Origin of the sequence: Tropicimonas sp. S265A (assembly GCF_049800835.1) — a bacterium.
Lineage (GTDB): Bacteria > Pseudomonadota > Alphaproteobacteria > Rhodobacterales > Rhodobacteraceae > Dinoroseobacter.
In genome coordinates this window covers 567,260-588,164 of sequence record NZ_JBNAFU010000001.1, presented here as the reverse complement: position 1 = coordinate 588,164, position 20,905 = coordinate 567,260, and the positions used below count along the sequence as shown (strand labels likewise).

The 20,905-nt window shown below is 63.6% G+C and carries 18 protein-coding genes and 3 tRNA genes; 14 read left to right on the top strand and 7 right to left on the bottom strand.

All coding sequences use genetic code 11. The annotated features are described in order from the left end of the window. Window positions 1–39: 39 nt before the first annotated feature. Window positions 40–1,338 carry a glycoside hydrolase family 99-like domain-containing protein gene (locus tag ACP15N_RS02910; protein WP_425090711.1) on the bottom strand — a complete coding sequence of 433 codons (1,299 nt, stop codon included), beginning with the start codon at window positions 1,336–1,338 and terminating at the stop codon, window positions 40–42. Window positions 1,339–1,679: 341 nt separating this feature from the next. On the opposite strand from ACP15N_RS02910, the gene ACP15N_RS02905 reads away from it, so the two are divergent. Next, a tRNA-Val gene (locus ACP15N_RS02905) sits at window positions 1,680–1,755 on the top strand. On the opposite strand, the gene ACP15N_RS02900 is transcribed toward ACP15N_RS02905, so the two are convergent. Next, on the bottom strand, window positions 1,746–2,669 hold the full coding sequence (locus tag ACP15N_RS02900; protein ID WP_425090710.1) for a hypothetical protein: 924 nt from the start codon (window positions 2,667–2,669) through the stop codon (window positions 1,746–1,748). The genes ACP15N_RS02905 and ACP15N_RS02900 overlap by 10 nt on opposite strands. 138 nt (window positions 2,670–2,807) lie before the next feature. Here ACP15N_RS02900 and ACP15N_RS02895 point away from each other — a divergent pair, with 138 nt between their 5' ends. From ACP15N_RS02895 to ACP15N_RS02885, 3 genes are all read left to right on the top strand, one after another. After that, complete coding sequence (locus tag ACP15N_RS02895; protein WP_425090709.1) at window positions 2,808–3,542, top strand: helix-turn-helix transcriptional regulator; 735 nt, start codon at window positions 2,808–2,810, stop codon at window positions 3,540–3,542. Window positions 3,543–3,616: 74 nt separating this feature from the next. Then, window positions 3,617–3,925, top strand: coding sequence for a hypothetical protein (locus ACP15N_RS02890; RefSeq protein ID WP_425090708.1), 309 nt, complete (start codon window positions 3,617–3,619; stop codon window positions 3,923–3,925). A 69-nt stretch (window positions 3,926–3,994) separates the two neighbouring features. Continuing rightward, window positions 3,995–4,933 (top strand): pirin family protein, encoded by a 939-nt coding sequence (locus tag ACP15N_RS02885; protein WP_425090707.1) that lies wholly within the window; start codon window positions 3,995–3,997, stop codon window positions 4,931–4,933. 9 nt (window positions 4,934–4,942) lie between these two features. Here ACP15N_RS02885 and ACP15N_RS02880 read toward each other — a convergent pair whose 3' ends face one another. Then, entirely contained in the window at window positions 4,943–5,509 is a 567-nt protein-coding gene (locus ACP15N_RS02880; protein ID WP_425090706.1) for a hypothetical protein, read from the bottom strand. A gap of 77 nt (window positions 5,510–5,586) precedes the next feature. Between ACP15N_RS02880 and ACP15N_RS02875 the strand changes: the two genes are divergently transcribed. After that, window positions 5,587–6,126, top strand: coding sequence for a hypothetical protein (locus tag ACP15N_RS02875; protein WP_425090705.1), 540 nt, complete (start codon window positions 5,587–5,589; stop codon window positions 6,124–6,126). A gap of 1 nt (window position 6,127) precedes the next feature. Further along, window positions 6,128–6,337 (top strand): helix-turn-helix domain-containing protein, encoded by a 210-nt coding sequence (locus tag ACP15N_RS02870; protein WP_425090704.1) that lies wholly within the window; start codon window positions 6,128–6,130, stop codon window positions 6,335–6,337. A gap of 4 nt (window positions 6,338–6,341) precedes the next feature. On the opposite strand, the gene ACP15N_RS02865 is transcribed toward ACP15N_RS02870, so the two are convergent. Continuing rightward, complete coding sequence (locus ACP15N_RS02865; RefSeq protein WP_425090703.1) at window positions 6,342–7,454, bottom strand: hypothetical protein; 1,113 nt, start codon at window positions 7,452–7,454, stop codon at window positions 6,342–6,344. Window positions 7,455–7,627: 173 nt separating this feature from the next. Further along, window positions 7,628–9,241 carry a peroxidase family protein gene (locus ACP15N_RS02860; protein ID WP_425090702.1) on the bottom strand — a complete coding sequence of 538 codons (1,614 nt, stop codon included), beginning with the start codon at window positions 9,239–9,241 and terminating at the stop codon, window positions 7,628–7,630. Window positions 9,242–9,442: 201 nt separating this feature from the next. Here ACP15N_RS02860 and ACP15N_RS02855 point away from each other — a divergent pair, with 201 nt between their 5' ends. The 8 genes from ACP15N_RS02855 to uvrA all read left to right on the top strand — a co-directional run bounded on the left by ACP15N_RS02855 (window position 9,443) and on the right by uvrA (window position 19,140). Further along, window positions 9,443–10,951 (top strand): mechanosensitive ion channel family protein, encoded by a 1,509-nt coding sequence (locus ACP15N_RS02855; protein WP_425090701.1) that lies wholly within the window; start codon window positions 9,443–9,445, stop codon window positions 10,949–10,951. A gap of 102 nt (window positions 10,952–11,053) precedes the next feature. Continuing rightward, window positions 11,054–11,130: transfer RNA gene (locus ACP15N_RS02850), tRNA-Asp, on the top strand. Between the two features lie 175 nt (window positions 11,131–11,305). Then, window positions 11,306–11,382, top strand: a tRNA-Asp gene (locus ACP15N_RS02845). Between the two features lie 120 nt (window positions 11,383–11,502). Next, window positions 11,503–12,759 carry an MFS transporter gene (locus tag ACP15N_RS02840; protein ID WP_425090700.1) on the top strand — a complete coding sequence of 419 codons (1,257 nt, stop codon included), beginning with the start codon at window positions 11,503–11,505 and terminating at the stop codon, window positions 12,757–12,759. 57 nt (window positions 12,760–12,816) lie between these two features. After that, window positions 12,817–13,407 carry a DUF924 family protein gene (locus tag ACP15N_RS02835; protein ID WP_425090699.1) on the top strand — a complete coding sequence of 197 codons (591 nt, stop codon included), beginning with the start codon at window positions 12,817–12,819 and terminating at the stop codon, window positions 13,405–13,407. A 54-nt stretch (window positions 13,408–13,461) separates the two neighbouring features. Continuing rightward, the gene (lpdA, locus tag ACP15N_RS02830; protein WP_425090698.1) at window positions 13,462–14,859 is read left to right on the top strand and encodes a dihydrolipoyl dehydrogenase; all 1,398 of its coding nucleotides are present in this window, start codon (window positions 13,462–13,464) and stop codon (window positions 14,857–14,859) included. 154 nt (window positions 14,860–15,013) lie between these two features. After that, the gene (locus tag ACP15N_RS02825) at window positions 15,014–16,186 is read left to right on the top strand and encodes an MFS transporter (RefSeq protein ID WP_425090697.1); all 1,173 of its coding nucleotides are present in this window, start codon (window positions 15,014–15,016) and stop codon (window positions 16,184–16,186) included. A gap of 83 nt (window positions 16,187–16,269) precedes the next feature. After that, window positions 16,270–19,140, top strand: a complete 2,871-nt coding sequence (gene uvrA / locus ACP15N_RS02820; RefSeq protein WP_425090696.1) for an excinuclease ABC subunit UvrA — start codon at window positions 16,270–16,272, stop codon at window positions 19,138–19,140. A 31-nt stretch (window positions 19,141–19,171) separates the two neighbouring features. Here the strand turns inward: uvrA and ACP15N_RS02815 are convergent, their stop codons facing one another. Together ACP15N_RS02815 and gltA are read right to left on the bottom strand one after the other, a co-directional pair. After that, complete coding sequence (locus ACP15N_RS02815) at window positions 19,172–19,477, bottom strand: excinuclease ABC subunit A (RefSeq protein WP_425090695.1); 306 nt, start codon at window positions 19,475–19,477, stop codon at window positions 19,172–19,174. Window positions 19,478–19,601: 124 nt separating this feature from the next. Beyond that, the gene (gene gltA / locus ACP15N_RS02810; RefSeq protein WP_425090694.1) at window positions 19,602–20,894 is read right to left on the bottom strand and encodes a citrate synthase; all 1,293 of its coding nucleotides are present in this window, start codon (window positions 20,892–20,894) and stop codon (window positions 19,602–19,604) included. Between the last annotated feature and the right edge of the window lie 11 nt (window positions 20,895–20,905).

Sequence of the window (20,905 nt, the reverse complement as noted above, 5' to 3'; positions counted from 1 at the left end):
GGCGCGGCCGCGCCCGCGCGTGATGGGTCTGTCTTGGTGTCACGTCATCTCGGTGGTCTTTGGCACGGCTTCATGCGTTGCGGCAAGATAGCCGAAGCCGAATTTCCGATCCGGTTCCAGATGGGTGCCCTCGGCCCACTCGTTCCAGGCGTTGATGAACACGATTTTCTCGTCCGGTCCATACTTGTCCCGTTTCAGAACGTTCTGGCACAGGTGGCTCAGCCATTGCCTGTACCGGTCCAGCGAGAATTTCGCCAGAATGCGCGGGGCATTCTGGTTGCGTGCGGTGTTGTCCCACGACAGCGTTGCCGACCGGAACAGCTTGTAGTCGGGCTCCGGCTTCTCCAGTGCGGCCTGAACAACCACGTCGTAGTCGAGGATCGCGCCGGTGAAATCAGGGTTCGTGACCCCCATCGTGTCGGTGATGTCCTTGCGTTTGATCTGGTGGGGCGGGAATTCCATCGCGGCATCGAACCCGATCTTTTCCGGCGCGCCGACGTCGAAGCTCTGGGCTGCGATCAGGTACAGTCCCGCGAAACCCTGTGCCTCGGCCTCTGCCCGCATGGCCTGCGCCATCCCGGCAACATCCGGGATGATGTCCGCGCGGTAGATCACCAGCACCGGTCTGCCATCGATCCGGATATACCGCGGATCGTCCATGTAATCCTTGAGGTGCCGCACGAGGGCCTGCGCATCCTCGATGGAATACTCCTGTGCCATCAGAACCTCCTGCGCGCGCCCGGCCCACCGTCGCGTCCAGCTCTCGTTCGCCCAGATCAGGCAGAAGGGCATGTCGACCACCGGGTTCTCCAGCATCATCCGCAGGGGCTTCTCCATCAAGGTCTTGCCGCCAAACCAGTAGAAATAATAGGAAAACCCACCGATCCCGTACTCACGTGCAATCTTGGCCTGTTCTTCCATGACCTCCGGAATTCGCAGGTCGTAATACCCCAGATGGATCGGGCAGTGTGGCTGGTAATGGCCCGGGAAGTTCGGCACCGCCTTGCCGACGTTGGTCCACTCGGTAAACCCCTTGCCCCACCACGCGTCGTTCTCCGCGAACGGATGAAACTGCGGCAGGTAATGTGCGATAAGACGGACGGCCGGGGTGCTTGCAGCAGGCGGAGCATACGGTACGAACTCGTGTGTGCCTTGAACGGCCCGCGTTGCGTCCAAGCCGACCGGCGTCGCGTCGATGGCGGGCGTGCTGTCGCGGCGCCGTGGGTCGCGCTTGTCGGCAGAGCTTTTGAACCGCCGGGCCGTGCGCGAAGAAAAAGGCGCGCACACGTGGGAGGCCGCGCCCGCGAGCACAAAGATAGCTGTATCCTTAAACGACATCGGGGCCTTTCAGTCGCAAGTGCCTGATCCCCTCCGGTCTTAGCCGGTCTGACGGCGCACATCAAACCACGGCCCGGTCCTGCAGCGCGAATTGCGTGCCGACGTGCGCTGCGATCACACTGAGATAAAACTTGAGAATACTTCATTAAGTATATGATATTGAATGTATAAATTACCTGATCGGTGGATATGCAGTCTTCGGCCTGCACAGGGCCAGTGGTGCGGCAAGTTGCGGCGGGCGCGCCGACATGGCCCGGGTCACCATTTTTGCGGTTTCCAATGGGCTATGCGAAAAACCACGCTTGCACCCGCCGGCCAAGCTGCGCTAGGAGGCGGGCAGCGGGTGATTAGCTCAGTTGGTAGAGCGCTTCGTTTACACCGAAGATGTCGGGAGTTCGAGTCTCTCATCACCCACCACGCTTTTCCGAAGCGATCTCGCAAACCGGCAAGAGTGGCTCCGCGATATCCCACAAGGCATCCGCCACTGCCCTTGCCCCGTCTGGCGCGGGGTGGATTGCGTCTCGGTACGCACCGGGGCCGGGGCGCGCCATGGTGTCCAGAAGAGAAACGAACGGCACGCGCCGATCCGCTGCCCACGCGGCGAAATGACCTGCTGCCGGGCGCGCGCCCGCATCCCATTCCGGCAGGGTCGGATGATAGACAAGCGCGACCCTCATGCCGTCGCCACGCATCTGCCCCAGCATCCGGTCCAGCGCGTCCAGCGTCATCTCGGCGCGGGTTTCTGCATTCGGGAAATCCGCCGGGGCAGGGGGTGGGTGCCGTTCGCGCACGGCGCGCAGCGCGTCGCCCGTGGCTGTCAGGCTCGGGCGCAGCCTGTAGGGCGCCACGCGTCCCGACCGCGTCGGGATATCGAACAGGTCATGGGCCGATAAGACAATCAGCGCTGCGCGCGCGCCGAACGTGCCCTGCGCGGCCAGATAAGCCGCCTGATTGACCGGTCCCCAACTCGATGCGGCAATCGGCAGAACCGGCAGATCGCAGGCATCCCGCGCGGTCAGATGCGCCGTCACGATGTCCGACTGGTCGATGAAGTGGTTTCCGTAGATCACGCTGTCGCCCAGTACGAGCAGCCGCGCCGCCGGGCCAGTGGCGGCCAGATCCGGCGCGCGCAGCCCCTGCGCGTTGATCCGCGTCCGGTTGCCAAAACGCCTATAGTCGCCGGGCAGGGGCAGATACTCCACCGTTTCATCCAGTCGCGCCAGCACCGGATCGCCCAGCCCGACGGCAAACCGCAAGGTCAGTTCCAGCGCGATCAGGCAGGCCGCACCCGCCATCGCCGCGCGCCGGAAGCCTTTGTGAATACTCTTCAAATGCTCGTCCTGTGACTGCTCAACCGGTTGCGATCGCGGCGATACGATATCCTTTAGGTTGACGCAACGGCACTCTGAGGGCCTAATCGGGTCAACCTGTCGTCCCTATTTCGGCGATGTTCCAACCGGGGTCCGCATTTGTCAGCGCTCGAGTCCTATATTTCCGGGATCAGTAAGGCCCCAACGCCCGTGGCGATGTGGGACGTGGTGCTTCCGTATGTCCACACATTCGGCATTGACCGGGTCAGCTACCATCACATGCAGGGCATCGGCGGCGCGGGCGAGGTCACGACCGAGGTGTTGTCGCGCGGCTTTCCGCAGGACTGGGTACGCGAATATATCGGCGAGCAGCTCTACCTCGTCGATCCGATCCCCGATCTCGCCGCGCGCGCGACGCGCCCCTTCAAATGGTCCGAAGTCGCCAGCCTTGCGAAGATCACAAAGCCCGAGCAGGCCTTTCTGAACCGGTTGGCCAAGCAGAACCTTGGCGACGGGCTGGCGTTGCAGGTGTTCGGCCCCAGCATGCGCAACGGCTATGTGGGCCTCGGCTTCACGCCAGAGGCGACCGCGCTGAGTTCCTGGCAGGTGCATGAGTTGCAATTCGCCGCGCAATTCGCCCATCTGCGCTATTGCGAACTGGTTCCGTTGCGCGATCAGAAGGCCCTGACCCAGCGCGAACGCGAGGTTTTGTCCTGGATCGCGCGCGGCAAATCCAACAGCGTCATTGCCGATATCCTGGGGGTGTCCCCGCACACGGTCGACACGCTGGTTCGCCGCATCTATGGCAAGCTGGACGTCTCGGACCGCACCACGGCGGCGATCCGCGGCGTGGGGGCGGGTCTCATCTCGCTTGACGGGCGCAACGTGGCGTGACCACGGGACAGACAGAATGACGCCAGCGCAATAATTAGCAGGCCTTGTTTGTTTTTTCGTTCTCAGGTCCACTCATGAAACCCACATCGATAGCCGTCTCCCACCCGGGCGGTACACCCGATCCCGCCGGCCTTGCGGAAACCTACTTCGTGCTCTTCTGCATGGCGCTCAACGAACTGCCCCAGGGCATCGCCGCCCCGCTCGCGCTCGACCGCGCGGCCGTGCTGCTGGAAATGACGCTGGAGGCGCAGAACAAACCCCTGCCCACCAAGCTGCGCAGCGCGCTGAAGGGGCTGCGCGAGCAGATCGGCGTCCCCGAACCCGAGGTTGCCGAGGGCGAAAACCTCCAAGCTTTTGTGCAACCACGCACGAAGTCTGCGTAATCACCGGTCTTTATCTGCGCGCCGGACATCGTAGGTTGGGGGCAACCTGAACCTTTCGGAGATGTCCCAATGAGCTGGAATCCCACCCTCGACCCCGATTGCCCAACCGGCGATGCCGTAGATGCGATCGAAACGCTGATCATCCCGCGCGCCCGCGATCTCGGCGCGCTTGAGGTGCGCCGCGCCTTGCCCGCACCCAAGCGGCAGATGGTCGGACCCTTCATCTTCTTCGACCAGATGGGCCCGGCAGAGTTCCTGCCGACCAAGGGCCTTGATGTGCGTCCGCACCCCCATATCGGGCTCGCGACGATCAGCTATCTTTACCGCGGCCGGATGCACCACCGCGACAGCCTCGGCACGGATGCCTGGATTGAACCGGGGGCGGTGAACTGGATGGTGGCCGGGCATGGCATCACCCATTCCGAACGCACTGATGATGAAACCCAGACCGAGCCGATGCCGTTCTTCGGCATCCAGACATGGGTCGCGCTGCCCAAGGACCACGAAGACCGCGCGCCGGAGTTCGAACACGCCCCCGCCGACGCCCTGCCCATGATGGAGGGGGAGGGGAAAGAGGTCCGCCTGATCCTCGGCTCGGCTTACGGCGAACGCGCGCCGGTCAAGACCGCGTCCGAGATGTTCTATGCGGATGCGGTGTTGCAACCCGGTGCGAAACTGCCCCTGCCGGACGATCACGAGGATCGCGGGATTTACGTGGTCGAAGGCAGCATCACCGTGGCGGGCGACACGTTCGAGGCAGGCCGCATGATGGTCTTTCGCCCCGGCGACCGTATCTCCGTGACGGCAGGCGGGCAGGGCGCGCGGCTCATGCTGCTCGGCGGTGAAACGCTGGAAGGCTCGCGCTACATCTGGTGGAACTTCGTCGCCTCGTCGAAGGAGCGGATAGAGGAGGCGAAAGAGGCCTGGCGCGCAGGCGACTGGGAACATGGCCGCTTCCACCTGCCGCCCGGTGATGATGCGGAGTTCATTCCGCTGCCGGACCGGTAAACATCGCGATCAGCACGGCGGCAACCGGGTGCCGGTCAGCATGTCCCGCATGTCCGTGCTGCGCGTCAGCGGCACGAACCCATTGGCCGGATCGGTGCGCAGCCATGTTGCAACCGGCAGCGCCCCCTCCGGCAGCGGCGCGGTCAGGCATCCGCCGGTGATCGCAACGCTCAGCGTGCCTGTGCCCATGACACCGCCCTCCCGCAGGGCGGTGATCTCTGCTTGCGTTGCTGCAATCTCAGCCGCGGCGTCCGGGCTGAACCCGAACACGTAAACAACGTCTTCCGAAGTCGCGGCGCGCGGGCCAGAAGTGTCCGCAAGGACACGCAGCGGCACGGTCGTTGCAATCGGCGCGGCTTGTTGGGGGTCATCTGGTGCAAAGGCCAGATAGAGGCCCGCATCGCCCTCCGCCAGCCGAACCTGCGTCGGTACACGCACCGCAACCGAGATTTTGCCGGGCGGCGTCGTCAGCGGATCAAGGCGCGCCGCTGCCAGCATGCCCGTGGGCGCCACGCTGCCGCATCCCGCCGCGATCACGCTGGCCGCGAGGGCAACGGCATAAGACTTCAACATCATGATGATTGACCCCCTTGAGGTTGTTCTTATACATGTAGATATTAATGTTTAACATGAATCAATAGAGGATCAGGTTGATGTCCGTCGAAACGCAGCCCTTCCTGCGCTCCGCCGCGCTCTTGGAGCGCGCCTTGCGCGTGATTTTTGGTGTCGTGCTCCTCTCAGGAGGCGTGGTCGCGGTCTGGATGATCGTGGACACCCCGGCCCTCGGGCAGATGCTCGCAGGCAATATCGGCTATGGCATGGCGGAGCTGCGCGACTGGCAGTCCCATGGGCTGGCGGCGCTTGTGCTGGTGCAGATCGGCATCTGGGCGGCTGTCGTCTGGCAGGGGCGGCAGATCTTTGCTGCTCTGGGGACGCCCGATCTGGTCGCGGCCACGCGCGCCGCTCGCATTGCGGCGCGGCTGCTGTGGATCATGCTGATCTGGGGCGTGCTTGCCCATGCCCTCGGGTCCGTGGTGGCCACTTGGCACTTCCCCGACGGCCAGCGCGCGCTCGCGATCTCCGTCGGGTCGGCGGAGATTTCGACGATCATCGCCGCGCTCCTGGCGACTTTCACGGCGCACGCCTTCGTGCTGGGCGCCGCCCTGTGGCAAGACCACCGGGAAGTGATCTGAGATGGCGATCATCGTGCGCCTCGACGTGGCGCTTGCGCAGCGCAAGATGACCTCGCGCGAGCTGGCCGCCATGATCGGTATCTCGGAACAGAACCTGTCCGTCCTGCGCTCCGGCAAGGCCCGCGGCGTCCGCTTCAGCACCCTCAATGCGATTTGCACGGCACTGGACTGTCAGCCCGGCGACCTGCTCGAATACACGCCGGACCCCTAGGGGACTAGTCGGGCGTTCGCAGCCGCATCGCCGCTGCTTGCCGCACATATTTCCAGGGATACTTGCGCGCGTGCTTCAAGTCGCCGCTCAGAAGATTGATCTCTTCGCGCGCTTGCTGCAGGTCCTCCTGCAGTCTTCGTCTGTCTTCCAACAGCTTTTCGACATCAACGCGCGTCACGAAAGGCTTGAGAACCTCGCACACAGTTTCCAGCTGGCAGGATGACAGCGGTGCGAACGTCGCGTCGTGCCCGGTGGCGGCCCGGTCAGGTCTGAGTTCATGGCCAGCCGGCAGAAACGCGTTGATCAGGTTTGCCGCGTCCATGTTCCTGGCCGCGAAAGCGGCTGCGATCTTGGGGGGGATCGGTTCGGCCTCGGCGGGAATGTCAGGGTGACGCTCAACCAGTGCATCCGAACACAAAGATCCGATGTCGGCCCCCAATCCCTTGTTCAGGGCCTTGATGAGCTTGGTTTCCTCGTGTGTCAGGGAGCGGTTCACAATGCGATTTTCATTCCCGCCGAACTCGGAAAGCTCTGACCAATCGACCCCAATTGCCTCGAAGATACATTCGGTGATCTTGCTGCGCAGCATCGAGTAGTTGAACACATGGACAGCAACAGCCTCGGACGTGCACGCCTGTAGAACATTCGATGCGTGCAGAAGGAAGGTCTGGTGGTCAACTATTTCTTCGATCTCCCCAAAGAAGCCGTGCCGCTTCACGACTTGCGAGTAGTAGGAGGCCAGCATTTCCATCGGTTCTCTTACCGCCAGGAGGATTGCCAAGCGATATTCATGGCGTGCGTTCAGCAGCAAGGGCAGCACGTCCAGAAACGGCAAGAACATGTATTCGCTGGAGAAGACGTATCGCGCATACCCGGGGTTGCGCTTCAGGTTGTCGAGGATTTCTTCTGCGAGTGCGGTCACATCACCGGACCGCCAGAGGATATTCCCGGAAGAGATCTTGCCCGCTTCGGCCTCGCGTACATCCCGGTGATCGGGATAGCAAATCCCCATCGTCTGCAAGGTGTCCCGGTTCAGCGTGAACAGGTTCTGGATGGCGGATGTGCCCGTCTTGCTGTGGCCGATATGCAGATAAACCGTCGGAAGCGTGTTGGTCACCGGGTACGTCTTTCTTCGTGGCGCGCGCCCCTGTGCGCAGCTTGGGCGCACACTAACCCGCCGCGCAGGACAGCGCCACCGGGATGCAGCACGCGCCCCTGTCCCGAGCGTGCAAAGGGCCCCCGCCAGTGCTGGCGGAGGACCGTTTATGCGTCAGGATCAGCGTGGGTGCATCAACTCCGCGCGCGGCGCCGCATGGCCGCCAGACCCAGAACCCCGACGCCCAGCATGGCGAGCGGCGCGGGCAGGGGCACCGGCGCAACCGGGGCCAGAAAGGCCGAGACGGCGAAATCGCCTTCCATGACCTCGGTGTTGTCGGCTATCAGCCGCGCCATGGTCAGACCGCTTGTCCAGTGCCCCATCCAGTCCGGCGTGTCGGGGCGCAGAAGTTCCATCTGCAAGGCCCAGAGCGCCTTGCCGGTTTCGCCCAGATACCCTCCGTTCTTGGCTTCCGCGAACAGCCCCACCAGCAGATCGATGTCCTCGTTGCCATACAGGTCCAGTATCTCCTGGCTCAGCAGCGTCTCTATCGGAGCGTCGGCAAATCCCAGGGCGGCGCGCACTTCCATGTAATCGGCCAGCCCGTGATCCCGCCCGCGGTTGATGTTGGTCGCGAACAGGTCGATGAGCAGCGGCGACCCGAAACCGAATGCCAGGCCATTGCGCAGCCCATCCGTCACCACCGTATCGATCGGGCTGGCCTCCAGCGTCGCGGCCCCGAACAAAAGCGCGCCCAGTGTCTCGCCCGCCAGACAGGCTTCCGAGAAGATACAATCCTCGATCTTCTCGCTGCGTGGTGTTTCGCCCGGCAGGGCCGCGGTGATCGTCGCGGGCACCTGCGTGTGGCCGATCCGGCCCGCAGCTGTGGTAAACTCGTTCAACACCCGCGGCCCGCCTTGCAGCAGCGACTGGTCGGGGACCAGAGACATCAGGTCATCGGTGCCAAGGAAGATCGGCAGGAACTCGTCATAGTAAATCGTGTTCTGGCGCGCGGTGACGATCTGTTTCGCGCTGTAGAAGATTTCGTCGCCCGAGCACGACAGCCCGTTCGCGCTGCACCCCGCCGCGATCTCCTCCGCGATGCGGTTGTGGTCCTTGTTGAACACCTCGTGCAGCTTTTGCAGAACCAGGTTTTCATCGGCGCGCACATCTCCGCTCTTGCGCCGCCCGCCGATGATCGGCAGCCCGCCATCGGCATCCAGCAACAGCTTGCCGCTGCCATCGTTGCGGCGCAGCAGGTCCTGCGTGGCCGCGTCGCTGCCGTAGATCGTGCTGCCGTCAAACTCTTGCGACACGTCGTTTAGCTGTTCGCGTGGCCCTTGCGCGCCCCCTCCCACGAACAGGGACCGGGTCTGGCGCATCACCGGCACCCCGCCGATGGAGGTCGCCACCGGATCGTCCGGGGCCACCTCGATGTTCAGGTCGGGTCCCCCGGCCGGGGAACGGGCGATTTCGTGGCTGGCCATCAGTTGCGAAAACGCCACCGCGAGATTGGACATTGGGATGGGGTCGGGCTGCACGTTCATCGGCACGCTCAATGCGTTGGAAAGCGCGCGCGGACTGGGGCGGTTCGCCCCCGCCGGGTCATCATTCGTGCCGCCGTAATCCGGCGTGGCCACCCGGGCCAGCGGCGTCACGACATCCGCCACGGTCGGCGGCAGGGGCGCGGCCACATGGGTGCCGTTTGCCACGGATTGCAGAAAGTCGAGGGACAGGGTCGTGGCGGAGGCGGGCGAATACGCAGCCGCCAGTGTTGCGGCAAGTGCCGCACAGGGTACAAATCGCATCAATCAAGTCCTTTGCTCAGGCAAGGCCCGCAACGGGCCGTTTCAAGAAACGTGTCGTTTAAAGGGGTATTTGGGGAAATGAGCCGTTAGTCAGCCGTCAGAGCGTACCACACGCCGGGGCCCAGGGAGGTGCCGCGCGCGGCTTTGCCGCAGCACCAGCAGTATTTTGCGCAACGGCCCGCCACCGGGTCTCTTGCAGGGATGGCTTTGGTCCCGCCGATCCGCAGCGCGCCCACCCGCCACCCCACGCAGGGGGGCAAACAGGTGGACTATCGCGCGCGCAGGTCCGAAACTGGGGAACCGCGCCGCGCAGGCGCGGGCGCCGTGACGCCCCGGGGAGCTTGGGATATGGACGAAACCGACCAGACAATCATCGAGCAGGAGGTCGAAGACGTCGCCGCCGCGATTGCCGCCTGGCTGCAAGGCGCCTTTCAGTGGCTCGATGCCAACCTGCTGACATTTGCCTCCGCCTATCAGCTCGCGGCCATCGCCATCACCCTCGTTCTGGCATGGGGGCTGCACCGGCGGTTCAAACGCCTGCTCGAAGGGCTCGGCGCGGAAAAACCCTACGGCCTGCGGATCGAACGGCTGCTGCGCACGATCGCGTCCATCTCGCTGCCCGTTGTCTGGGTGATCTTTCTGAGCCTGACACGCACAGGGTTCGAAAGCTTCGGGATGCCGATCCCGTTCCTGCGGCTCGTCTCCAGCCTGCTGTTTGCGTTCATCGTCATCAACACGGTGTCGATCTTCATCCCGTCGGCCTATTGGAGCCGGGTTTTTTCGTGGTCTGCCTGGGTTGTTGCCGCGCTCAACGCCGTCGGGCTGCTGGATGTCGTGATTGAATGGTTGCAGGCCACGGCGCTAACGGTCGGCGCGGTCGAAATCAGCGCCTGGAGCATCGTCAAGGCGCTGATCCTCGCCGCGATCCTGATCTGGGCGGCCAACGCTATCACCGGCACGGTCGAACGGCGGCTGGCGCGGGCCGGCAAGATGAGCTCGGCCCTGCGGCTGCTGCTGATCCGTCTGCTGCGCCTGGTTCTGCTGTTCATCGCTGTCATCGTTGCCATTTCGGCCGTTGGGATCGACTTGACGGCGTTCGCGATTTTCTCGGGCGCCATTGGCGTCGGCGTCGGTCTGGCGTTGCGGCGCACAATCGAAAACCTGATTGCCAGCTATTCGCTGCTGGCCGACGAATCCGTGCGCCCCGGCGATGTGATCGAGGTCGAAACCCTGAGCGGACCGACCTACGGGCAGGTACGAAAAATGACCACGCGCTATGTCGCGGTGATGACGCGCGACGGGACAGAGACCCTGATCCCGAACGAGATCCTGATGGCCAACCCGCTGACCAACTGGTCGCATACGTCAAAACCGATCCGCCGCCGGGTCCCGGTCGGAGTGGCCTATTCTGCGGACATCCCGCTGGCGCGGCAGCTATGCGTGGAGGCCGCCGCAGAGGTGCCCCGCGTCCTGAAGGACCCCGCGCCGAGATGCCTGATGCGCGGGTTCGGAGACAGCGCCATCGACCTTGAACTGCGCTTCTGGATCAACGATCCCGAGAACGGCGTGGCCAATGTGACCAGCGACGTGCTGCTGCGCATCTGGGACAAGTTCCAGACCCATGCGGTCGAGGTGCCGTTTCCGCGCCGCGATGTGACCCTGAGCGGGGCGGTGGCCCTTGCCCGGCCGGACCCCGACAGCCCGGAGTGACCCGGCCCGGCACATGATGGCACGGCGCGGCGCGAAACCTTCCCTTGCCAGACCGTGCGCGCTTGACCGCGCAGCAGGCTTGGCGTAATCACCACGCCACGCGCGGTTGTAGCTCAGTTGGTTAGAGTACCGGCCTGTCACGCCGGGGGTCGCGGGTTCGAGCCCCGTCAACCGCGCCACTTCCCCAAAGCCCGAATGCCTGCTGCGGCGCCCCGTGCCCGCGGTTCCGATCCGAACCAGGATGTTCTCAGTTGGCTCTTGTGGGGATGTGAAACGCATAAAACCGGGTTTCGGGGACTTCGCGCGTTTTGCCATTGACGGGTCTGCGCAACTGTCCTATCCCGCCCCCCACGCGCGGTTGTAGCTCAGTTGGTTAGAGTACCGGCCTGTCACGCCGGGGGTCGCGGGTTCGAGCCCCGTCAACCGCGCCACTTTCCCGCGATAGTCCGCATGGCAATGCCAAAAATCGTCACCGGTGCGTCGCTTCCGACTTGGACCTTGCCGCGCATGTCTGACATCCCCGTTCCATCGTCCCGCGCGGAGTCCGTCCCATGCTGATCGTATTTCGAACCTCCGGCGTTTTGTTGCTGGGCATTCTGCTGTTGATGATCGGCAACGGGATCATGGCGACGCTGCTTGGTGTGCGCGGGGCGATCGAAGGGTTCTCGACCCAGGCGATGGCGTTCGTCATGGCTGCCTACTTCGCCGGGTTTCTGGGCGGATCGCGCGTTACGCCTGAGTTGATCCGCCGCGTCGGGCACGTCCGCGTGTTTGCTGCACTTGGGTCGCTGATCTCGGCTGCGATGATCCTCTTTCCCGTTTTTACAGAGCCTTATGCGTGGGTGGTCCTGCGGCTTGTCGTCGGGTTCTGCTTTGCCGGCGTGTTCGTGACCGCCGAATCCTGGCTCAATAATGCCACGCCGAACGAAACGCGCGGCACGGCCATGTCCATCTACGGGGTGGTGATGATGGCCGGATTTGTCGTCGCACAGGGGTTTGTGGCGCGCGGGGATGCAAGCGGTTTCGTGCTGTTCATCCTGCCCTCCATCCTCGTTTCGATCTCTTTCGCGCCGATCCTGTTGTCCGTGACCCCTGCGCCGGTATTCGAATCGAGCCGCCCGATTTCCCTTTGGGAGGTGTTTCGCGCTTCCCCCCTCGGGATCGTGGGGCTGTTCCTGATGGGCGGTGTCTTCTCCGCGCTCTTTGGCATGGCCTCGGTCTTTGGCACCACGGCCGGCATGACGGCGGCGCAGATCTCCACTTTCGTGGCCGCGATCTATCTGGGCGGAATGCTGTTGCAGTTCCCCATCGGCTGGATTTCCGACCGGATGGACCGCCGCGTGCTTATCCTGTGCGTCGCCTGTGTGGGCTGCTTTGCGGCCGCGCTGGCGGGGATCGGCGTCGGGGGCTATCCCGGCCTGCTTGCGACTGCCTTTCTGCTGGGCGGTATGGCCAACCCGCTCTATGCGCTTCTGGTTGCCTATACGAACGATTATCTCGCGTATGAGGATATGGCTTCCGCCGCCGGACGCATGGTGTTCGTCAACGGGGTGGGCGCGGTCAGCGGACCATTCGTCACCGCGGCATTGATGGACTGGGTCGGTGCGTCCGGCTTCTTCGTTTACATCTTTGTGCTGATGCTGGGGCTGTCAGGCTACGCCGTGTGGCGAATGTCGCGCCGCCCGTCCATTGCCACCGAGGAAACCGGCAGCTTCACCGCCGTCTCGCCCGCAGCGTCGCCTGTCGCCATGGTCTACGCACAGGAGGCAGCCTACGAGGCGGACGAGGAGGCCGCCGCCGCCTCCTGAACCCGACCTATTGACCCATAACCTGCACGCCCCACCTAGTCTGGGGGGAGGTGATCCATGACAGTATTTGACGATGTGCTCGCGTTCTGGCTGACCGAGGTGGGGCAAGACAGGTGGTATGCGCAGGAGGATGCGCTGGACCAGGCCATTCGCGACCGCTTCGGTGCCGCTTGGGAGGCCGCCGCGACCGGCGGATTGCGGGACTGGTGCTGGTGCCCCCAGGGCACGCTGGCCTACCTGATCCTGACCGATCAGTTTCCGCGAAACATGTTTCGCGGGTCGGCGCGCGCGTTCAAGACCGATCCGATGGCCTTGCAGGCAGCCAAGCTTGGCATCGCGCGTGGGTTCGACATGCGTGTGCCGGAACCGCAGCGACAGTTCTACTACCTTCCGCTGGAACACTCCGAAATCCCGACCGACCAGAACCGTGCCGTGCGCCTGATCATGGACCGGATGCCGCAAAGCGACGGCACGACGCTGCTTCATGCGCGCGCCCATCGCGACGTCATTCGCCGGTTCGGCAGGTTTCCGTTCCGCAACGCGGCCTTGGGCCGACCCAGCGACCCGGACGAGTCCGGGTTCCTGTCCGAAGGCGGTTATGGCGCAGTTGTACGGCGGCTTCAGGAGGAGAGCGCCTTGCCCGCATGAGTCGGTTGGTTTAGGGTTAAACCAATCTCTTCGGGCACTCTGCGGGAGGCGGATATGGCGGCGAAATCCTTTGACCTTGTGGTGATCGGTGCGGGGCCGGGTGGCTATGTGGCCGCAATCCGGGCCGCACAGCTTGGCCTGTCGGTCGCCATTGTCGAGCGTGAGCACATGGGCGGTATATGCCTCAACTGGGGGTGTATTCCGACGAAAGCCATGCTGCGGTCTTCCGAAGTGTTCCACCTCATGCACCGCGCCAAGGAATTTGGCCTGAGCGCGGACGGGATCGGCTATGACCTCGACGCCGTTGTCGCCCGCTCCCGCGCCGTCGCGAAGCAGCTCAATGGCGGCGTCGGACATCTGTTGAAGAAGAACAAGATCACCGCTTTGATGGGGGAGGCGACCGTACCCGCCAAAGGCGTGGTCTCAGTCAAAACCGACAAAGGCAGGGAGGAGCTGCGCGCCCCGAATATCATCCTCGCCACCGGGGCCCGCGCCCGCGAATTGCCGGGGCTGGAGGCCGACGGCGATCTGGTCTGGACCTACAAGCACGCGCTTGTCCCCCCAAGGATGCCGAAAAAACTCCTCGTGATCGGATCAGGTGCCATCGGGATCGAGTTTGCCAGTTTCTACAATACGCTCGGCGCGGACACGACCGTGGTGGAAGTCATGGACCGCATCCTGCCGGTCGAGGATGCCGAGATCAGCGGCTTTGCGAAAAAGCAGTTTGAGAAGCAGGGCATGACCATCCGCGAGAAGGCGATGGTTAAGCAGCTCGATCGCGGCAAGGGCAAGGTCACCGCGCATATCGAACAGGCGGGCAAAACCACGACGGAAGAGTTCGACACGGTCATCTCCGCCGTGGGCATTGTCGGCAACACCGAAGGGCTCGGTTTGGAAAAGCTCGGCGTGCGCGTGGAGAAAACGCACGTTGCGACGGACGCTTATTGCCGTACCGGGGTCGAAGGCATCTACGCGATCGGTGATCTGGCGGGGGCCCCTTGGCTTGCGCACAAGGCCAGCCACGAGGGCGTCATGGTCGCCGAACTGGTCGCGGGCAAGAACAACGTTCACCCGGTCAAGCCCGAGGCAATTGCCGGCTGCACCTATTGCCACCCTCAAGTGGCGAGCGTCGGCTTTACCGAGGCGCAGGCGAAGGAGCAGGGGTTCGAGGTCAAGGTCGGCCGCTTCCCTTTCATTGGAAACGGCAAGGCCATTGCTCTCGGCGAGCCGGAGGGTATGGTCAAGACGGTGTTCGACGCGGGCACAGGCGAGTTGCTGGGCGCGCATATGGTTGGCGCGGAAGTGACCGAACTGATCCAGGGCTACGTGGTCGGACGGCAGTTGGAGACCACCGAAGAAGACCTCATGGCAACCGTCTTCCCGCATCCGACGCTCAGCGAGATGATGCACGAAAGCGTGCTCGACGCCTACGGACGCGCCATTCACTTCTAACCCTCGTACTTGTGGCTTGAGACAGCAGAGCGGCCCCGCGGGGCCGCAAGGGTCTTGCCTCGCGCGCTGGGCGCGCTCAGGTTGGCTCCGCCGGAGGTATTTCTGCACAAAAGAGGCGCTGGGGTTTTGCCCCGGCCTGCGGTAGGTGCTGGGCATGATTGTTGGCCCCGTCCGCACCGACTGGAGACTCGTGGGATTGCTCTGGCTCGCCGGGCTGGGCGCGGCAGCGCAGTATGGCAAGGTCAGCGTGGTGTTCAACCGGCTCGGGGCACTTTACCCCGAGGTCGGGGCGCTTCTTGGGTGGGCCGTGTCACTTGTCGGCGGCGTGGGCATCGTGCTGGGCGTGACCGCCGGGGTCGTTGTCGCCCGGGTCACGCTGCGCCGCGCCATGATCTGGGGCCTGTGGCTGGGGGCGGCCATGTCTTTTGTGCAGGCCGCAACACCTGCTCTGCCATTGTTTCTGGCCAGCCGCGTGGTGGAGGGGCTGTCCCATCTGGCGATTGTCGTTGCCGCGCCGACCCTGATCGCCGGGATAAGCCGCCCGCAGGATCAGGGCGTCACCCTGTCGCTCTGGGGCACATTTTTCGGCGTGGCCTTCACGGTGCTGGTGTGGGGCGGGTTGCCCCTCGTGGACCGGTATGGGGTGCCCGTGCTGTTTGCAGCGCACGGGGCATTCATGGCCGGCTTTGCCGTGGTGCTGGCGCGCGTTCTTCCGCGGGAAACCGGGGGGGATGTGCACGTGCCGAAGCTGCGCGCCATCCTTGGTCGTCATGCGCAAATCTACAGTTCGCCCCGGATCGGCGCGCCCGCGGCAGGCTGGCTGTTCTATACGTTCAGCTATGTCAGCCTGCTGACGCTGTTGCCGCCCTATCTCGACCCCGGATCCCGCGCTCTGGTTCTGGGTGCGATGCCGCTGATCAGCATCGTCGCCTCGATGACGCTGGGGGTGTGGCTGATGCGGCGGGTATCGCCGGTTTACGTTGTGCAGCTCAGCTTTCTAAGCGCGGCGGTTCTGGCGCTGTGTCTCGGCATGTGGCAGGGGCACCCGGCCTTGTGCCTTGCGCTTGCCGCCGCCCTTGGGCTTGCGCAGGGCGCGGGGTTTGCCGCGGTGCCCTTTCTGAACGCAACCGGCGCGGACCGCGCGCTGTCGAATGGTGGCATGGCGCAGACCGGCAATATCGGCAACACGCTTGGTACGCCCGTTCTGTTCTTTGTCGCGACCACAATGGGTTACACGTCGATGTTGATCACCCTCGCTGCCGTACTGGTGATGGGCTTTGCAACGCATGCGGGATTGCACCTCCTGCGGTCGCGCAGGACCTGCTAGCGCGTTCCCGCTCTGTTCTCACTTTTCGATTGGAGACTCGGCTGCGACCGCCTATCTGTAAACGAGCCGTTACCGGGGGTCCCATGCCTGAGCTGAAGAAAATCGAAGTGCGCGGCGCGCGCGAGCACAATCTGAAGTCCATCGACGTGGATATTCCGCGCGACGAACTGGTTGTGATCACCGGCCTGTCGGGCTCGGGCAAGTCCTCGCTCGCCTTCGATACGATCTATGCCGAGGGCCAGCGCCGCTATGTCGAAAGCCTCAGCGCTTATGCGCGGCAGTTCCTCGACATGATGGAAAAGCCCGATGTGGATCATATCAGCGGTCTGAGCCCGGCGATCTCCATCGAGCAGAAGACGACCTCCAAGAACCCGCGCTCCACTGTCGGGACTGTAACCGAGATTTACGACTACCTGCGCCTTCTGTTCGCGCGCGTCGGCACCCCGTACAGCCCGGCCACCGGGCAGCCGATCGAAGCCCAGCAAGTGCAGGACATGGTCGACCGCGTCATGGCGATGGAGGAGGGGACGCGCGCCTACCTGCTCGCCCCCATCGTGCGCGACCGCAAGGGCGAATACCGCAAGGAGTTTCTGGAACTGCGCAAGCAGGGCTTCCAGCGCGTGAAGGTCAATGGCGAGTTTTACGACCTCGACACGCCGCCCACACTCGACAAGAAGTTCCGCCACGATATCGATGTGGTGGTCGACCGCCTCGTGGTGAAAGAGGGGCTGGAGACCCGGCTGGCTGACAGTTTCCGCACCGCGCTCGATCTGGCCGACGGGATCGCGATCCTTGAGACCGCCCCGAAAGAGGGGGACCCCGAACGCGTCACGTTTTCCGAGAATTTTGCCTGCCCGGTCAGCGGCTTCACCATCCCCGAGATCGAGCCGCGCCTTTTTTCATTCAACGCGCCCTTCGGTGCGTGCCCATCCTGTGACGGGTTGGGGGTGGAGCTTTTCTTCGACGAACGCCTCGTCGTGCCGGACCAGTCGCTGACGCTGGAGGACGGCGCGCTCGCCCCGTGGCGCAAGGGCAAGTCGCCCTATTTCCTGCAAACCATTCAGGCCATCGCCAAGCATTACGCGTTCGACCCGAAGACCCCTTGGAAAAAGCTGCCCGAAAAGGTGCAGCAGGTCTTCCTGCGCGGCTCGGGCGACGAGGAAATCTCGTTCCGCTACGATGAAGGTGGCCGCGTCTATCAAGTCAGCCGGGCATTTGAGGGTGTGATCCCGAACATGGAGCGCCGCTACCGCGAGACCGACAGCGCGTGGATTCGTGAAGAGTTCGAGCGGTACCAGAACAACCGCTCCTGCGGGACCTGCGGCGGTTACCGCCTGCGTGAGGAGGCTTTGGCGGTCAAGATCGGCAAACCCGACACCCTGCTGCATGTCGGGCAGGTCGTGCAGATGTCGATCCGTGAGGCCTATGCCTGGTGCGAGACCGTGCCGGACGCCCTGACGCCCCAGAAGAACGAGATCGCCCGCGCGATCCTGAAGGAGATCCGCGAACGCCTCGGGTTCCTGAACAATGTCGGGCTCGAATACCTGTCACTGTCGCGCGCGGCAGGCACCCTTTCGGGCGGCGAAAGCCAGCGCATTCGGCTGGCCAGCCAGATCGGATCGGGTCTGACGGGCGTTCTCTATGTGCTGGATGAACCCTCCATCGGTCTGCACCAGCGGGACAATGACCGGCTGCTGATCACGCTGAAGAACCTGCGCGATCAGGGCAATACCGTCATCGTGGTCGAGCATGACGAAGAAGCCATTCGTGAGGCGGATTACGTCTTCGACATCGGCCCGGGGGCAGGTGTGCATGGCGGTCAGGTCGTGGCGCACGGCACGCCCGATCAGATCATGGCGACGCCAACCTCGGTCACGGGCGACTATCTGGCCGGACGGCGCGAGATTGCCGTGCCCGCCGAGCGTCGCAAGGGCAACAAGAAGAAGGTCACGGTCAAGAAGGCCACCGGCAACAACCTGCAAAACGTCACGGTTGATTTCCCGCTCGGCAAGTTTGTCTGCGTCAGTGGCGTGTCCGGCGGAGGCAAGTCGACCCTGACGATTGAGACGCTGTTCAAGACCGCCTCCATGCGTCTCAACGGCGCGCGTCAGACCCCGGCGCCCTGCGAGAGCATCAAGGGGTTGGAGCATCTGGACAAGGTCATCGATATCGACCAGCGCCCGATCGGGCGCACGCCGCGCTCAAACCCGGCCACCTATACCGGCGCGTTCACCCCGATCCGCGACTGGTTCGCCGGTCTGCCGGAAGCCAAAGCGCGGGGCTACAAGCCTGGGCGGTTCAGTTTCAATGTTAAAGGCGGGCGGTGCGAGGCCTGTCAGGGCGACGGGGTCATCAAGATCGAGATGCACTTCCTGCCCGATGTCTATGTGGAGTGTGAGACCTGCAAAGGCGCGCGCTACAACCGCGAAACGCTGGAGATCAAGTTCAAGGGCAAGTCCATCGCCGATGTGCTCGACATGACCGTCGAGGACGCGCAGGAGTTCTTCAAGGCTGTGCCCAGCATCCGCGAGAAGATGGATGCGCTCATGCGCGTGGGTCTCGGCTATATCAAGGTGGGCCAGCAGGCGACCACGCTGTCGGGCGGGGAAGCGCAGCGCGTCAAACTCTCCAAGGAACTCGCAAAACGCTCCACAGGTCGGACATTGTATATTCTCGATGAGCCGACCACCGGTTTGCACTTCGAAGATGTTCGAAAATTGCTGGAGGTGCTGCACGAGTTGGTGGAGCAGGGCAACACCGTTGTCGTGATCGAACACAACCTCGATGTCATCAAGACCGCTGACTGGATTATCGATATCGGCCCCGAAGGCGGCGATGGCGGCGGGCAGGTCGTGGCCACGGGCACACCGGAACAGGTCGCCGAAGTCGCCGAAAGCCATACCGGTCGGTACCTCAAACCCATGCTGGCCGCCCGCCGCGTCGCAGCAGAATAGTGGTCGGTCAAGATGGCCGCGGCGATCAGGCTCAGTTCAGGATCGCGTCGACGGCGCCGATCAGATCCAGCACCTCGCGCGTGTCCTTGTTGATCTCGACAATGATATCACCGAACCGCGCATAGGACTTCCCGCGCTCCAGCCCAAAACGCCACGGGCGGTCCAGCAGGTCGTACGTGCCGGGCCGCAACACCGTCCCCTTGCCGACCTGACCGGGGGGGATGCAGGCCGGGGATTTCTTGGCGAGCCCGGGAGGACAATGGTTCGGACCCTTGGCCAGCACAGGGCTGCCTGCGGCGGCAAGGATCGTCAGGAAGAGTGCAAGGTATTTCGTCATGTCGGCACTGTACCCGCATCCGGGGCCAGCCACAAACGCGCGCGCACAACGCCCCGCAAAACGCAAAAGACCGCCCGAGGGCGGCCTTTTCCGATCACTGTCCCAGTGAAGGTCGTACCGCTTATCAGCGGCTTTCGATCTCGGTGTAATCGCGCGCGGTATCGCCCAGATAAAGCTGGCGCGGACGCCCGATCTTCATCTGCGGGTCTTCCAGTTGCTCTTTCCACTGGCTGATCCAGCCGACTGTCCGCGAGAGCGCAAAGATCGGCGTGAACATGGAGGTCGGGAAGCCCATCGCCTCCAGAATGATGCCGGAGTAGAAATCCACGTTCGGGAAGAGCTTCTTCTCCGAGAAATACGGATCGGCCAGCGCCGCCTGCTCCAGCTCCTTCGCGGTGGCAAGGATCGGGTTGTTCTCCACCCCCAGCAGGTCCAGCACCTCGTCCGCGGATTGTTTCATCACCGTCGCGCGGGGGTCGAAGTTCTTGTAGACCCGGTGGCCAAAGCCCATCAGGCGGAACGGGTCATCCTTGTCCTTCGCGCGGGCGATGAACTCCGGAATACGGTCCGGCGAGCCGATTTCCTTGAGCATCTCGAGGCACGCCTGGTTCGCGCCACCATGCGCCGGTCCCCAGAGGCAGGCGATGCCGGCGGCGATACACGCAAACGGGTTGGCGCCCGAAGACGAGGCCAGACGCACGGTTGAGGTCGAGGCGTTCTGCTCGTGATCCGCATGCAGGGTGAAAATCCGGTCCATCGCGCGGGCCAGAACCGGGTCCACGTGGTATTCCTCCGCCGGAACGGCAAAGCACATCCGCAGGAAGTTCGACGCGTAATCAAGATCGTTGCGCGGGTAAACGAAGGGCTGACCGATCGTGTATTTATAGGCCCAGGCCGCGATGGTCGGCATCTTGGCGATCAACCGGTGTGATGCGATCTCGCGCTGGCGCGGGTCGTTGATGTCGGTGCTGTCATGGTAGAACGCCGACATCGCGCCGACCACGCCGACCATGACTGCCATCGGATGTGCATCGCGCCGGAACCCGCGGAAGAAATTGCCCATCTGCTCGTGCAGCATCGTGTGCTGGGTGATCGTGGTCTCGAACTTCTCAAGCGCTGCTGCACTCGGCAACTCGCCGTACAAAAGCAGGTAGCAGACCTCAAGGTAATGCGACTTTTCCGCAAGTTGATCAATGGGATAGCCGCGGTGCAGAAGTTCGCCCTTGCCGCCGTCGATGAAGGTGATCGTGCTGTCGCACGCGGCGGTGGAGGTGAAGCCCGGATCGTAGGTGAAAACGTCGCCCTGGGCGTACAGCTTGCGGATGTCCAGGACATCTGGTCCCGCCGTTGGTGACAGGATCGGCAATTCGATCTCCTTGCCGTCAAATGTCAGCTTCGCGGTGCGTGGTTCAGCCATGTCAGTCCCTC